At 50.9% G+C, this 13910-nt stretch carries 13 protein-coding genes and 3 pseudogenes; 6 read left to right on the forward strand and 10 right to left on the reverse strand.

What is annotated here, in order from left to right; genetic code table 11:
- Positions 1–4: 4 nt before the first annotated feature.
- From era to ACWWJF_RS10380, 7 genes are all read right to left on the reverse strand, one after another.
- Entirely contained in the window at positions 5–910 is a 906-nt protein-coding gene (gene era / locus ACWWJF_RS10350) for a GTPase Era (protein ID WP_455869385.1), read from the reverse strand.
- A complete protein-coding gene (rnc, locus tag ACWWJF_RS10355; RefSeq protein WP_455869386.1) occupies positions 907–1587 on the reverse strand; it encodes a ribonuclease III in 681 nt (226 codons plus the stop codon). The genes era and rnc overlap by 4 nt, the downstream gene beginning before the upstream one ends.
- A 243-nt stretch (positions 1588–1830) precedes the next feature.
- Positions 1831–2790 (reverse strand): signal peptidase I, encoded by a 960-nt coding sequence (gene lepB / locus ACWWJF_RS10360; RefSeq protein WP_455869387.1) that lies wholly within the window; start codon positions 2788–2790, stop codon positions 1831–1833.
- 16 nt (positions 2791–2806) lie between these two features.
- Positions 2807–4606, reverse strand: a complete 1800-nt coding sequence (gene lepA / locus ACWWJF_RS10365; protein ID WP_455869388.1) for a translation elongation factor 4 — start codon at positions 4604–4606, stop codon at positions 2807–2809.
- Positions 4607–4922: 316 nt separating this feature from the next.
- Positions 4923–5168 (reverse strand): phage tail fiber protein, encoded by a 246-nt coding sequence (locus ACWWJF_RS10370; protein ID WP_455869389.1) that lies wholly within the window; start codon positions 5166–5168, stop codon positions 4923–4925.
- A complete protein-coding gene (locus ACWWJF_RS10375) occupies positions 5155–5640 on the reverse strand; it encodes a phage tail fiber protein (RefSeq protein ID WP_455869390.1) in 486 nt (161 codons plus the stop codon). The genes ACWWJF_RS10370 and ACWWJF_RS10375 overlap by 14 nt, the downstream gene beginning before the upstream one ends.
- Before the next feature lie 108 nt (positions 5641–5748).
- On the reverse strand, positions 5749–6780 hold the full coding sequence (locus ACWWJF_RS10380; protein ID WP_455869391.1) for an IS630 family transposase: 1032 nt from the start codon (positions 6778–6780) through the stop codon (positions 5749–5751).
- A 102-nt stretch (positions 6781–6882) separates the two neighbouring features.
- On the opposite strand from ACWWJF_RS10380, the pseudogene ACWWJF_RS10385 reads away from it, so the two are divergent.
- Positions 6883–7254, forward strand: a pseudogene (locus tag ACWWJF_RS10385) (transposase); the annotation flags it as partial.
- A 60-nt stretch (positions 7255–7314) separates the two neighbouring features.
- The gene (locus ACWWJF_RS10390) at positions 7315–8238 is read left to right on the forward strand and encodes an IS5 family transposase (protein ID WP_455868634.1); all 924 of its coding nucleotides are present in this window, start codon (positions 7315–7317) and stop codon (positions 8236–8238) included.
- Positions 8239–8275: 37 nt separating this feature from the next.
- Here the strand turns inward: ACWWJF_RS10390 and ACWWJF_RS10395 are convergent, their stop codons facing one another.
- Positions 8276–8518, reverse strand: a complete 243-nt coding sequence (locus tag ACWWJF_RS10395; RefSeq protein ID WP_455869392.1) for a hypothetical protein — start codon at positions 8516–8518, stop codon at positions 8276–8278.
- Positions 8519–8594: 76 nt separating this feature from the next.
- Here ACWWJF_RS10395 and ACWWJF_RS10400 point away from each other — a divergent pair.
- A pseudogene (locus ACWWJF_RS10400) lies at positions 8595–9035 on the forward strand (IS5 family transposase); the annotation flags it as partial.
- A 134-nt stretch (positions 9036–9169) separates the two neighbouring features.
- Complete coding sequence (locus ACWWJF_RS10405; protein WP_455868509.1) at positions 9170–10210, forward strand: IS481 family transposase; 1041 nt, start codon at positions 9170–9172, stop codon at positions 10208–10210.
- A gap of 39 nt (positions 10211–10249) precedes the next feature.
- Here the strand turns inward: ACWWJF_RS10405 and ACWWJF_RS10410 are convergent.
- Positions 10250–11472 (reverse strand): IS3 family transposase gene (locus tag ACWWJF_RS10410; RefSeq protein WP_455871031.1). Its coding sequence is split into 2 segments (ribosomal slippage): positions 10250–11151 and positions 11151–11472, totalling 1224 coding nucleotides; the frame shifts between segments, so codons are not numbered across the junction.
- A 92-nt stretch (positions 11473–11564) separates the two neighbouring features.
- Here ACWWJF_RS10410 and ACWWJF_RS10415 point away from each other — a divergent pair.
- Positions 11565–11873: pseudogene (locus tag ACWWJF_RS10415) on the forward strand (transposase); the annotation flags it as partial.
- A 243-nt stretch (positions 11874–12116) separates the two neighbouring features.
- Here the strand turns inward: ACWWJF_RS10415 and ACWWJF_RS10420 are convergent.
- Entirely contained in the window at positions 12117–12716 is a 600-nt protein-coding gene (locus tag ACWWJF_RS10420) for an NAD(P)H oxidoreductase (protein ID WP_455869393.1), read from the reverse strand.
- Positions 12717–13000: 284 nt separating this feature from the next.
- Here ACWWJF_RS10420 and ACWWJF_RS10425 point away from each other — a divergent pair, with 284 nt between their 5' ends.
- On the forward strand, positions 13001–13891 hold the full coding sequence (locus tag ACWWJF_RS10425) for a LysR substrate-binding domain-containing protein (protein ID WP_455869394.1): 891 nt from the start codon (positions 13001–13003) through the stop codon (positions 13889–13891).
- Positions 13892–13910 lie beyond the last annotated feature (19 nt).

Raw genomic sequence — 13910 nt, forward strand, 5'->3', positions numbered from 1 at the left:
AACCTTATAAGTCGTCGATGTAGCCCAGGCTGCGCAATGCGCGTTCGTCATCCGCCCAGCCGGATTTCACCTTCACCCACAATTCCAGGTGTACCTTGGCTTCGAACATGGCTTCCATATCCTGACGCGCTTCAATGCCGATCGTCTTGATTTTGGCGCCTTTGTTACCGATCACCATTTTCTTCTGACCATCGCGCTCAACCAGAATCAACCCATTGATGTCATAACCGCCGCGGTTGTTGGTCACGAAACGCTCGATCTCAACGGTCACCGAATAGGGCAACTCTTCACCGAGAAAGCGCATCAGCTTTTCACGGATAATCTCTGCCGCCATAAAGCGCTGCGAACGATCGGTGATGTAATCTTCCGGGAAGTGATGCTCAGCCACAGGCAGGTGTTTGCGCACAATGCTGGCAATAGTGTCAACGTTAGTGCCCTTTTCCGCAGAAAGAGGAACCACGTCGAGGAAGTTCATTTTTTCACTTAAAAACTGGATATGCGGCAGCAGTTTGGTTTTGTCCGTCACATTGTCAATCTTGTTGATTGCCAGCAATACCGGACGTTTTTGATCGCGCAACTTACCCACGACCATTTCATCGTCGTCGGTCCAGTGAGTCCCTTCAACCACAAAGATGATCAACTCGACATCGCCGATGGAGCTGCTGGCAGCACGGTTCATCAGACGGTTGATTGCCCGTTTTTCTTCAATGTGCAGCCCTGGCGTATCCACATAAATAGCCTGATAAGGACCTTCGGTATGGATACCCATAATGCGGTGACGCGTGGTTTGCGGCTTACGCGAAGTAATGGAGACTTTTTGCCCCAGCAGTTCGTTCAGCAACGTGGATTTGCCCACGTTGGGTCGCCCAACAATCGCGACGAAACCGCAGTAGGTTTGTTCTTCGCTCATTCAATCTCCAGTATTTTCAACGCTTTTTCCGCTGCCGCCTGCTCCGCCTTACGCCGGCTGGAGCCCGTACCAATAACCGGTTCGTTAAAACCGCTGATCATACAATGGATGGTGAATTCCTGATCGTGTGCCTCACCGCGCACCTGCACCACCAGATAGGTGGGCAATGGCAGATGACGTCCTTGCAGAAACTCTTGCAACAGAGTTTTAGGATCTTTCTGCTTATCCCCTGGACTGATTTCATCCAATCGAGTCTGATACCAATTCAGAATCAGTCTTTCGATATTCTGGATATCACTGTCCAGAAAAATACCGCCAATCAGCGCTTCGACCGTGTCAGCCAAAATAGACTCACGGCGGAAGCCACCGCTTTTCAATTCACCGGGACCAAGGCGCAGGCATTCACCTAATTCGAACTCACGCGCAATTTCCGCCAGCGTATTGCCGCGCACCAGCGTGGCGCGCATACGGCTCATATCCCCTTCATCGACACGAGGAAAGCGATGATAAAGTGCATTGGCAATCACAAAACTCAGGATGGAGTCACCAAGAAACTCCAGACGCTCATTGTGTTTGCTGTTGGCACTGCGGTGCGTTAACGCCTGCAATAACAGGTCGTACTGCTGGAAAGTATAGCCCAGCTTTCTTTGTAACCGATTTATTAGGATGGGGTTCATGTGTTACCAATAGATCAACAATACCTATTTACCGCAGCATACGGAACAGCGCTGTCAGGATCGCTCTTGCAGGCGATAGGGGAAAAAAGCTGTTTCGTTTGCATTGGCTCCGAACGGAGCCTGCGTTTTTCGTTTATTCTCATCACATTCCCGTTGCAAGGGCTACCTGCAACGGGAATGTGGTGCGAGATACAAAAATTCTACAACGTACCCGAAAATAATGCTGCGGGTTTATCACGGTGATTAATGAATTCGACCAATTCGGCTCAGACGCACGCCCGTTGGCCATTCACCTTCTTGTTTCTCAAAGCTCATCCAGATTGCCGTTGCGCGACCTACCAGATTCTTCTCCGGCACAAAACCCCAGAAACGGCTATCGGCGCTGTTATCACGGTTATCACCCATCATGAAATAGTGCCCGTTTGGCACTACCCAGGTGGCCAGCGGCTGGCGCGACTGCTGGTAGTACATCCCCAGTTGATCCTGGCTACCCGGCACCACCAGAATGCGGTGCGAGACATCACCCAGCGTCTCCTGACGAACGCCCATCCGCACGCCACCAGGTTTTTCCTCACCGAGTGGCAGCGCGTAGAAACCGCTGCCCGATTCCGAACCAGGACGACCGAACGTTTGCACGAAATCACTGGCTTCAAGGTTGCTGTAGGTTACCGCGACGGCGCTGTCACACGCCGAGCCTTCACATGCAGGACGCACCGTCACCTGCTTGCTGAGCGGATCGTAAGAAACTCTGTCGCCCGGCAGACCAATCACACGTTTGATATAATCCAGACGCGGATTTTCAGGATATTTGAATACCGCTACATCACCGCGTCGCGGATGCCCGGTCGGGATCAGCGTTGTCTGCGTGATGGGATCCTTAATGCCGTAGGCAAATTTCTCCACCAGAATAAAATCACCAATCAGCAACGTCGGCATCATGGAACCCGACGGTATCTGGAACGGTTCGTAGACAAAGGAGCGCACAAAAAATACCAGCGCCAATACCGGAAACACCGACGCGCAGGTTTCAATCCAACCGGGCTGTTTGATCGTCACAACGCCCGCGCCGCCATCCTGCTGCGCACTAAGCGCCGCCTCCGCTCTCGCCTTGCGTGCCGCTGCCCATTTAAAGCGTTCAAAACACCAGACGATGCCGGTGACGAGCGTCGCCAGCGCTAAAACCAAGGCAAACATATTGGCCATGCCAACTCCTTAGGGTTTATTTGCTCTCTTTGCCGACGTGCAGAATGGCCAAGAAGGCTTCTTGCGGCAATTCAACGTTGCCGACCTGTTTCATGCGCTTCTTACCGTCTTTCTGTTTCTGCAACAGCTTTTTCTTACGGCTCACGTCGCCGCCATAACATTTCGCCAATACGTTTTTACGCAGCTGTTTCACGGTCGAACGCGCGATAATGTGGTTGCCGATGGCCGCCTGAATGGCAATATCAAATTGCTGACGCGGGATCAGCTCTTTCATTTTTTCCACCAGCTCACGGCCACGATACTGTGAGTTATCGCGGTGGGTAATCAGCGCCAACGCATCAACACGTTCGGAGTTAATCATCACGTCAACCCGCACCATGTCAGATACCTGGAAACGTTTGAAACTGTAATCCAGCGATGCATAACCGCGCGAAGTCGATTTCAGTCGATCGAAGAAATCGAGCACCACTTCCGCCATGGGAATTTCATAGGTCAATGACACCTGATTACCGTGGTAAACCATGTTGGTCTGCACACCACGCTTCTCAATAGACAAGGTGATCACGTTGCCCAGGTACTCCTGCGGCAACAGCATATGGCATTCCGCGATAGGTTCACGCAGTTCTTCAATGTTGTTGAGCGGCGGCAACTTGGAAGGGCTGTCAACGTAGACAATTTCCTGACGCGTGGTCTTCACTTCATAAATTACGGTCGGTGCCGTGGTGATCAGATCCAGATCGTATTCACGCTCCAGACGTTCCTGAATGATCTCCATGTGCAGGAGGCCCAGGAAACCGCAGCGAAAACCGAAGCCCAACGCGGTTGAGGTTTCCGGTTCGTAGAACAGCGAAGCATCATTGAGGCTCAGTTTACCCAACGCGTCGCGGAAGTTCTCATAATCATCAGAACTGACCGGGAATAAGCCAGCATAAACCTGTGGTTTAACCTTTTTGAAGCCCGGGAGCGCTTTGTCAGCCGGTTGGCGAGCCAATGTAAGGGTATCCCCCACCGGAGCACCAAGAATGTCTTTGATGGCGCACACCAGCCAACCCACTTCACCGCAATTAAGCACATCACGATCGATCTGCTTCGGCGTGAAAATCCCCAGACGATCGGCGTTATACACCTGACCGGTACTGATGACCTTCACTTTGTCGCCCTTGCGCAACGAACCATTTTTAATGCGGATCAGAGAGACCACACCGAGGTAGTTGTCGAACCAGGAGTCGATGATCAACGCCTGAAGCGGCGCATTTGGATCGCCCTCTGGCGGTGGAATTTCTTTCACCAGACGTTCAAGCACATCAGGAACGCCAACGCCGGTTTTCGCCGAGCAGCGCACGGAATCGGTGGCATCGATGCCGACGATATCTTCAATCTCTTCTGCCACACGCTCGGGATCGGCGGCCGGCAGGTCAATCTTGTTAAGCACCGGGACCACTTCCAGGTCCATTTCCATCGCGGTGTAGCAGTTGGCGAGCGTTTGTGCCTCTACGCCTTGCCCTGCATCCACCACCAGCAACGCACCTTCGCACGCCGCCAGAGAACGTGAAACTTCATAGGAGAAGTCAACGTGTCCCGGTGTGTCGATAAAATTCAGTTGGTAGGTTTCGCCATCTTTGGCATGGTAATCCAGCGTTACACTTTGCGCTTTGATGGTGATGCCGCGTTCACGTTCCAGATCCATGGAGTCCAGCACCTGCGCCGCCATTTCACGGTCAGATAAACCGCCGCAAAGTTGGATAATGCGGTCAGAAAGCGTCGACTTACCATGGTCGATATGGGCAATAATGGAGAAATTTCTTATGCGATTCATTTTTATGGTTTTTTATCCAGATAAATACTTAGAGGCTCTATTTAATGGACACGTTTGTGGACACAAATTCAAGGCCACCGCATAGAATAGCGCCGCTATCTTACACTGAATACGCGTTACGCGGAAGAAACTACTTGCCTAGGTCTTTGAGCGTAGCACCTCGACAAGCGCAAAGAAATGATGCAATGGTGGGCTGATTGGATAGGTTAGCCATCCTTGGCATTCACACAGCTTAGTGGTGGGAATCTGTGAACGATTGGTTTCATTGATGGGTGAAAGCGCTCGACCTCATAGCCGAGCGGCGTGGGCTTTTCGTTTAGCCTGCAACACCGTTGCAGTAAACACTACTGTGCATCACCTTCGGGTTGGGCTCCTCACGTTCTGGCATCTGCACGCGCACCGATATGAAGGAGTCACGCGGGATATCTATCGGGTCGCCGTTCGCGTAGCCTTCAATCTCATTGCGGGCGAAAGCGGGCGCATCCGGATGTGGCCGGTGATAGGTCCGAATGACCATAGAGCCATCCGGGTTTATCTGCGAACTCCCCTCATCCACCGCCATAGTCCACCCACAGACGGGGTAGCTTGTTGCGGCACATCGGTACATCGATACCGCCCTCATAACCGCCCCAGGCGCGATCGGCGTTCAGGCCCAGACAGCCGGAAATGCGGTACACCCCTTCGCTCAGGCGCTCGGTGGTGATGCCCTCGGCTTCGCTGGTAAGTTCGCTGGTGCCGTCAGCAAACAGCTTCACAACCGGGCTTGCTGTTTTCCAGAAGCCGTTGGCGTCGGATACAGCATTCAGCCCTGCCGCCAGTAGCGGGTATGTCCATTGGTAAATACGTTTACCATCAGCCGGATTAATCGATATATCGCCGTTTTCGTTGAAATAGATTCCGTTACTTGCTTTATAGTTATGCAACGTTAGCGTATTTACGTTGTCACCACCGTAACCCAAATACCATCTTGAATTTCCATCAGCGTCACTTCCTCGGATGAACGACGACTTTCCTTGTTCAGCAGGGAAGATCATGAACGTTTCTGAATTCCTACGAAATTGCTTTAGCCCAGTTATGTTTTGCGCAGTATCAAGCGTTGCGGGGTTTGGCAGATTTGCGCTAAATAGCTGTTCCTAATACCGCTACACTTTTGCCTGTCCATGTTTTCCACTGGGAAACGGGCTGACGGTTTCCATGAAGCGGCGAACCTTGTTCAGTAACTGCCACATTGAACAGCATTGATGATTGCGGGTAATGGTTTCATGCAACGCCTGCCATAACCGCTCTACATGATTTACCCATGGTGAGTACACCGGCTGATAAATAACCCTGAATTTCGGGTTTTCTTCCAGCCAGCGCTGCGTCTCCCGGCTTTTGTGAATAATGTAGTTATCAACTATCAGCGTGAGCGTTTTTGCCCGTCTGTACGTTGCTCTCAGATGCTCTAACATACTGATAAACAAACACGAACTTTTACTGTTTCCTCCAACATAGCTGACTTTTCCCGTCCCGCTGTGTAATGCACCCGCCAGATAATATTTCTCGTTCTTGCCCGGCGTCACGATGCGTTTCTGCTTCCCGCGAACCTGCCAGTCCGCGCCAATTTTGGGATTCAGATGAATATCCACTTCGTCTTCGTAAAAGATGGGATGTTCCGCGCTGCATTGTTCCAGCGCCATCGCGATGGCCTCCATTTTTTCTTCCTTATGCGGGTCGCGGATACGCAGCGTAGGAGCTGCGCGTCGCCACACCAGACCGGCAGAAGGCCGCCAACGGCGCACCGTGGAAGCATGCAACTGGCAACCGGTTATCTCATTGATTTTTATCGCTAGCAGTTCCGTGCTCCAGCGCGAACGCTGATAGCCAAAATCATGAGGGGAACGCTTTACGAGCTGGATTAACAGTGCGCAGATCTGTTCAAACGGCCAGCGACGGCCACGACCGGGCCGCAGAGATTTGAGGCCTTCAATGCCGTACAGGGTGAGCCAGTTAATCCATCTGCCGATTGACGAACGGGCGCAGCAAAGCATTCTGGCGACATCGCTCACGCGCTCGCCCCGGTGCAACATCAGGATGGCGGTCAGCCTGCGGGCGTGATTCTTGTCACGCGTTTTATGGAGAGTTTTCTTCATCAGGCGTCGTTCGTTACGGGGTATCGGTGCTATGCTCGACATCGCTCAGTCCGGTTGATGATTTGGGATCTTTATCGATTGATCAGATCGCTCAACTCGGACTGAGTTCCCTTCAGGTGATCTACTATTCGGAACAGTTATTTAGATGAAACTGGCCAGCATTTAATGACCATCCCTGGTGTTGGACCGATAACAGCCAGCGTTTTGTCATCACAGTTAGGCGATGGCAAGCAATATGAAAACAGTCGTAATTTTGCCGCTTCCACCGGTCTTGTACCCCGCCAATACAGTACTGGAGGGAAGAATACTCTGCTGGGTATTAGCAAGCGTGGAGATAAAAACCTTCGCCGATTGCTTGTTCAATGTGCGCGGGTATTTATCCTAAGAATTGACCATCAATCAGGGAGATTAGCTGATTGGGTAAGGTCTCAGTTGGGCAGGAAACATTCTTGCGTTGTGTGCTGTGCATTAGCAAATAAATTAGCTCGAATAGCTTGGGCAGGCTTTGTTGAATAAATAGAAAGTTTGGGTAATCATCGGATCAGATCACCATAGTTGTTTCAACATCAGGTCTCCATGGCAAAACAAAATTTTAAAATCACTAACTGGCCCTCCTATAACAAGGCCCTCAAGCAGCGCGGTTCTCTAACCGTATGGCTAGATGAATCAGCCATTGCTGCATGGACGGAAAAAACGACTACTGAACGGCGTGGACGACCGCTCCACTACTCAGATATGGCCATCACCACAGTCCTGATGATGAAACGCGTGTTTGGCCTTTCATTGAGGGCTTTACAGGGTTTTGTTGACTCGATTTTTAAACTGATTAAATTGTCGCTGCATTGTCCAGACTATTCGCTGCTCAGCAAGCGAGCAAAGACAGTGAACATCAGCATAAAAACGCCAACCCGTGGTGAAATCTCACATCTGGTCATTGATGGAACCGGCCTGAAGGTCTTTGGCGAAGGCGAATGGAAAGTCCGGCAGCATGGTGCCGACAGACGCAGGGTGTGGCGTAAGCTGCATCTGGCAGTAGACAGTGCGACGCATGAGATTATCTGTGCGGATTTGTCGCTCAGTGGTACGACTGATGCCCAGGCTCTACCGGCACTGATAAACCAGACCCACCGGAAAATCAGAGAGGCATCGGCTGACGGCGCTTACGATACAGGTTACTGCCATGATGCTCTGCTGAGGAAGAAAATAAGGCCGCTTATCCCGCCGCGAAGGGGGGCGCAATATTGGCCGGACCACTACCACGAGCGTAACCACGCTGTTGCAAATCAGCGCCTGAGCGGCAGCAACGATACCTGGAAAAAGAAAGTGGGCTATCACCGACGCTCAGTGGCTGAAACGGCCATGTTCCGGTTCAAAACGCTTCTGGGTGGTCATCTAAGTCTGCGTGACTACGATGCTCAGGTGGGTGAAGCCATGGCGATGGTCAAAGCGCTTAACCGGATCACGCTATTAGGAATGCCGAACAGTATTCGCATCACGTAACAATCGACCTGGGGGCACAGTCGTTACAAGTTCTGATTTATTCAACAAAGCCGCTTGGGCAATAACGACACGAAATACCGTGTTTGAACAGTAATGCTGGTCTAACAGTCAGCAATTTAACGAAGTTACCCATCTGGTTTTGCGAAGACTGATTATTGATGACATGAACGGCCTGATGGCCTGATATAAAACCAAAAAATGAAAATGGCTCAATGAAGCCGATGGCCTTTTTAGGAATATCAGGTGCGAAACTCATCGTGGCGCGGGCATCCTTGGCCATAAAGACGCCGGATAGATTTAAGCAAGCCCACCATTAATCAAAGATCAGTGTTGCAAAAATGGGGGTGACCATAGATTCATTGAGGGCTTTACAGAGTTTTGTTGACTCGATTTTTAAACTGATTAAATTGTCGCTGCATTGTCCAGACTATTCGCTGCTCAGCAAGCGAGCAAAGACAGTGAACATCAGCATAAAAACGCCAACCCGTGGTGAAATCTCACATCTGGTCATTGATGGAACCGGCCTGAAGGTCTTTGGCGAAGGCGAATGGAAAGTCCGGCAGCATGGTGCCGACAGACGCAGGGTGTGGCGTAAGCTGCATCTGGCAGTAGACAGTGCGACGCATGAGATTATCTGTGCGGATTTGTCGCTCAGTGGTACGACTGATGCCCAGGCTCTACCGGCACTGATAAACCAGACCCACCGGAAAATCAGAGAGGCATCGGCTGACGGCGCTTACGATACAGGTTACTGCCATGATGCTCTGCTGAGGAAGAAAATTGATCTTGACCCACCATCTCCGGACAGCTTTTGTCTCTTAAGTTAACGTGTATTAGTCGCGACTTGATCTGACACTGGACCTTGAAAGGTTGAGAGTTACCGGTTTTGATATGGGTGTCGAATCCTTATACAAAACACGAGGTAACTCTCATGCTTCATACTAACAATCCCATCATCAAACACAAAGTCGGCCTGCTCAATCTCGCCGAAGAACTCGGTAACGTATCAAAAGCCTGTAAAATCATGGGGGTGTCACGCGACACGTTTTATCGCTATCAGGAACTGGCGGCAGAAGGCGGCATTGACGCTCTGGTTAACCAAAACCGCCGGGTTCCCAACCTGAAAAACCGTGCTGATGAAGCCACTGAACGTGCGGTTGTTGATTACGCCATTGAGTTCCCGGCTCATGGCCAGCACCGGACCAGTAATCAGCTGCGTAAAAAAGGCGTCTTCATTTCTGGCAGCGGTGTGCGCTCCATTTGGCAACGACACGATCTGGAAAACTTTCGTAAGCGCCTGAAGGCACTTGAGGAAAAAGTTGCCAGAGAAGGCATCGTACTTACTGATGCTCAAATCGCTGCACTGGAGAAGAAGGCGCACGACGACGAAGCCTGTGGTGAAATAGAGACTGCTCACCCGGGTTATCTGGGGTCGCAGGACACCTTCTACGTGGGTAATCTGAAAGGTGTTGGCCGTATCTACCAGCAGACGTTCGTGGATACGTACTCGAAAGTGGCGCACTGCAAGCTTTACACGAGTAAAGCACCGATCTCTGCCGCCGACCTGCTCAATGATCGCGTGCTGCCGTTCTACGAAGCTCAGGGGCTGCCAATGCTAAGAATACTGACCGACAGGGGGACGGAGTACTGCGGTAAAGTGGAACAACATGACTATCAGCTGTACTTGGCTATCAACGATATAGACCATACGAAAACGAAAGCGATGTCTCCGCAGACAAACGGTATCTGCGAGCGCTTCCATAAAACTATTTTGCAGGATTTTTATCAGGTTGCGTTCCGTAAGACGTTATACGAGGACCTAGAAAGTCTACAAAAGGATCTGGACAACTGGTTGTGGCATTACAATAATGAGCGAACTCATCAGGGTAAAATGTGCTGCGGGCGTACGCCAATGGCCACGTTACTTGATGGTAAACGAGTCTGGGCAGAAAAAAATTTGAACCAGATTTAATCTGACAGACACCTGTATAAATAACCGGTAACTGTCAGATCAGGTCTGAGCTAATACAGTTAACGATGCCCGCTGGCGCCGATATTCTCTTGGGGAGTTGTATCCCAGCGCACTGTGCGGATGGTTTTCATTGTAATGATTGAACGCCGCTGCAAGGTTCTTCAGCGCTGTTCGCACATCGGGTTTTGGCATGAAGGCGATGTAATCTTCCTTCATCGTCTTCACGAACCGTTCTGCCATGCCGTTACTCTGTGGACTGCTCACTGCTGTTGTGCAGGGCTCCAGATTCAGTTCTCTGGCGAACTTCCGCGTTTCATGCGCTGTGTACGCTGAACCATTATCCGTCAGCCATTGCACTGGTTTATCCGGCAGCGCGCTACCGAAGCGTTTTTCCACCGACCTCAGCATCACATCCTGCACGGTTGAACTGTCATAACCCCTGGTGCTCGCTGCCCAGTCTATGGCCTCCCGGTCGCAGCAGTCCAGTGCGAACGTCACCCGCAGCTTCTCGCCGTTGTCACAACCGAACTCGAAGCCATCTGAGCACCAGCGCATATCGCTCTCTGCTACCGCGATTTTGCCTTTATGCTCCCGCTTCGGACGTTCAGTTTTATCATGCAACAACAGCAGGTTATGCTCGCTCATTATCCTGTAAAGCCGTTTGGCGTTCACCGGTGGAAGTCCCTCTGCACGACGTTGCTTACCCAGGATACCCCACACTCGGCGGTAACCGTAACTGGGCATGTCGCTGATGATACGGAGGATGTCCGATAATATCTCAGCATCAGCTTCGTCATTACGCCGGTTGCTGCGCCTGTCCAGCCAGTCGGCAGAACGGTTAACCCGCAGTGACAGCTGCGCACGCGACACGCTCATGGCGCGGCTGGCCAGAGCTATTCCCCGTCCTTTGGCAACAAGGGCGCGTGCGCTATCCATTTTCGCGACTGGCCGTACTCCACTGCTTCTTTGAGGATCTCAACTTCCATCGTCTTCTTACCCAGAAGGCGCTGTAGCTCCCGGACCTGCTTGAGGGCAGTCGCCAGCGCCGAAGCTGGAACCACTTCTTCTCCGGCCGCAACGGCGGTGAGGCTTCCTTCCTGGTATTGCTTCTTCCACTTAAACAAAAGGCTGGGCTGGATGCCATGCAGGCGGGCTACATGGGAGACGTTCATCCCCGGCTCCATTGTCTGCTGAATGATGGCGATTTTCTCTTGCGGAGTTTTACGCTTACGGACTTCTTGCCCTAACAGGATCCCGGTCATTTCAAAATTAGCATGATTGTTAGACATATATCTAAGCCTATCTCTTATCTGGAGATACAGCTACTGTCTGGTGTTACAGGGGGCTACATCAGCTGAGGAAGAAAATAAGGCCGCTTATCCCGCCGCGAAGGGGGGCGCAATATTGGCCGGACCACTACCACGAGCGTAACCACGCTGTTGCAAATCAGCGCCTGAGCGGCAGCAACGATACCTGGAAAAAGAAAGTGGGCTATCACCGACGCTCAGTGGCTGAAACGGCCATGTTCCGGTTCAAAACGCTTCTGGGTGGTCATCTAAGTCTGCGTGACTACGATGCTCAGGTGGGTGAAGCCATGGCGATGGTCAAAGCGCTTAACCGGATCACGCTATTAGGAATGCCGAACAGTATTCGCATCACGTAACAATCGACCTGGGGCACAGTCGTTACAAGTTCTGATTTATTCAACAAAGCCTACCGGCATTGATATTATCTTTGATATTTTTGAATCTGAACTTAAAAAGTAACACGTTGTTATCGTTATCAATAAGTAACGCGCGTGCGGAATGACGAATATTCATACTATTCCCTTAATAGAATCCTCGTCATTTTATGTGATTGCCAGAACATTTGTCAGCACGTCAGGCTCTTTCCTGCCTGAACACTATTACTCAAGCAAAGAATCAACGATGCCACGCGCCTGAGTGAAGAGCTGCTGATAATGGCCTTTACGATCGTCAATCCCCTCTTCGACACCGATAGTGTTATAGAGAAAATCGATGTTTGCGTCCTCAACGTCCAAATACCTCATACCGCCCTTGATGTAGTCGGTCATGTTCTTTTCCCAGCCAAATTTGATAAATCCGGCTTGAGAACCGCCAACCAGCGCCAGCCAGCGGATTTTTTTGTGCTTCAGCGCACTGCCTTCTCCGTAGGCCAAACCGTAATTCCACACGCGCTCCAGATAACCTTTGAGCATGGCGGGAAAACCATACCACCACACCGGAAACACCAATACCAACGTGTCTTTATCTTCCAGTTCACCAAACAGACGATGCACTTCCGGCGAATAGGTTTTCTGCGGATTGTTCCAGTCCGGCTCATCGTCCTCCCTGAGCACCGGATCAAACCCACTGCGGTAGAGATCAAGCGTGGAAACGTTAAACCCCTGACGCACAGCTTCACCCTGAATTTCCTGTACCACCTGCGCAGTTAAAGAATCACGGCGCGGATGGGACCAGATAATATACATATTGTTTTTTTTCATACTGTAAACCCTATTTCATGAAGAAGTGGTTACTACTTTACGGAGGGAGGATAATTCTGTAAAACGTAGTATTTGATATGGGTTAATGAAGGATTTTCACTAATGCAGCGGCTTTGTTGAATAATAGGGAATCGTGCTGTTTTACTATGCCCATTTTGGTAGAAAATGCTTATCACCTCAGGCATTCCGTTTTCTCATGATGCTTAACTGCATGATTTTACGTTGCTGGAAACAATCGTTTTACTGGGCTGGTAGCATAAAATCTGTTTATTCAACAAAGCCTAATGCAGCTTAACTTTTCCGACTTCACGGCGTTCATTAGCGTCGCGCGCCAAAAAAGTTTCCGGGAAGCGGGCAACGAGTTAGGGCTTTCCCCTTCAGCCATTAGTCATGCCGTTAAGCAACTGGAGCAGCGGTTAAAAGTTAGGCTGTTTAACCGCACGACTCGCAGCGTGGCGTTAACGGAGGCAGGGGTTAATCTCTTTGAGCGTCTGCGTCCGGTATTTGACGAGTTCGATACCCTGCTCGATGAGATGAATTGTTTTCGCGACACGCCGATGGGCACGCTGAGAATCAACACCTCACGCCTGGTGCTGATCCCATTGATCGCCGGGTTTAGCCGCCAGTATCCCGATATCAAGGTGGAGATCACCACTGACGACAAACTCGTCGATATCGTTCAACAATCGTTTGATGCAGGGATTCGTCTGGATACTACCGTTGAAAAGTACATGATCACTGTCCCGATTGGCCCCAAAATCAAACGGGTTGTGGTCGCAACGCCAGACTACTTTGAGCGCCATCCTGCCCCGGCACATCCACACGCTCTGGTGAATCACCAAAGCGTTATTTTTCCTTTACAAAGCGGCCGTATCTATAACTGGGAATTTGAAGGCCCAGAGGGAAAGCTGGAGATTGCGCCTGTAGGTAGCATCATCCTGGATGATATGGACTCAACGCTCGAAGCCGTATTGTGCGGCGCTGGATTGGGTTATCTCTATTACGACCAGGTGAAAGCATATCTGGCAAACGGCACGCTGGTGCCAACGCTGGAGAAATGGTTACCCGAATTCCCTAGCTTGCAACTTTACTATCCGAATCGACAATATATGCCGAGCCCGCTACGGGCTTTTCTGGACTACGTAAAAGCGCATCGGGTTGCAGAAACGCCCTAATGGCGATGCGCCAGGCCTC

Source organism: Symbiopectobacterium sp. Eva_TO, from assembly GCF_053848865.1.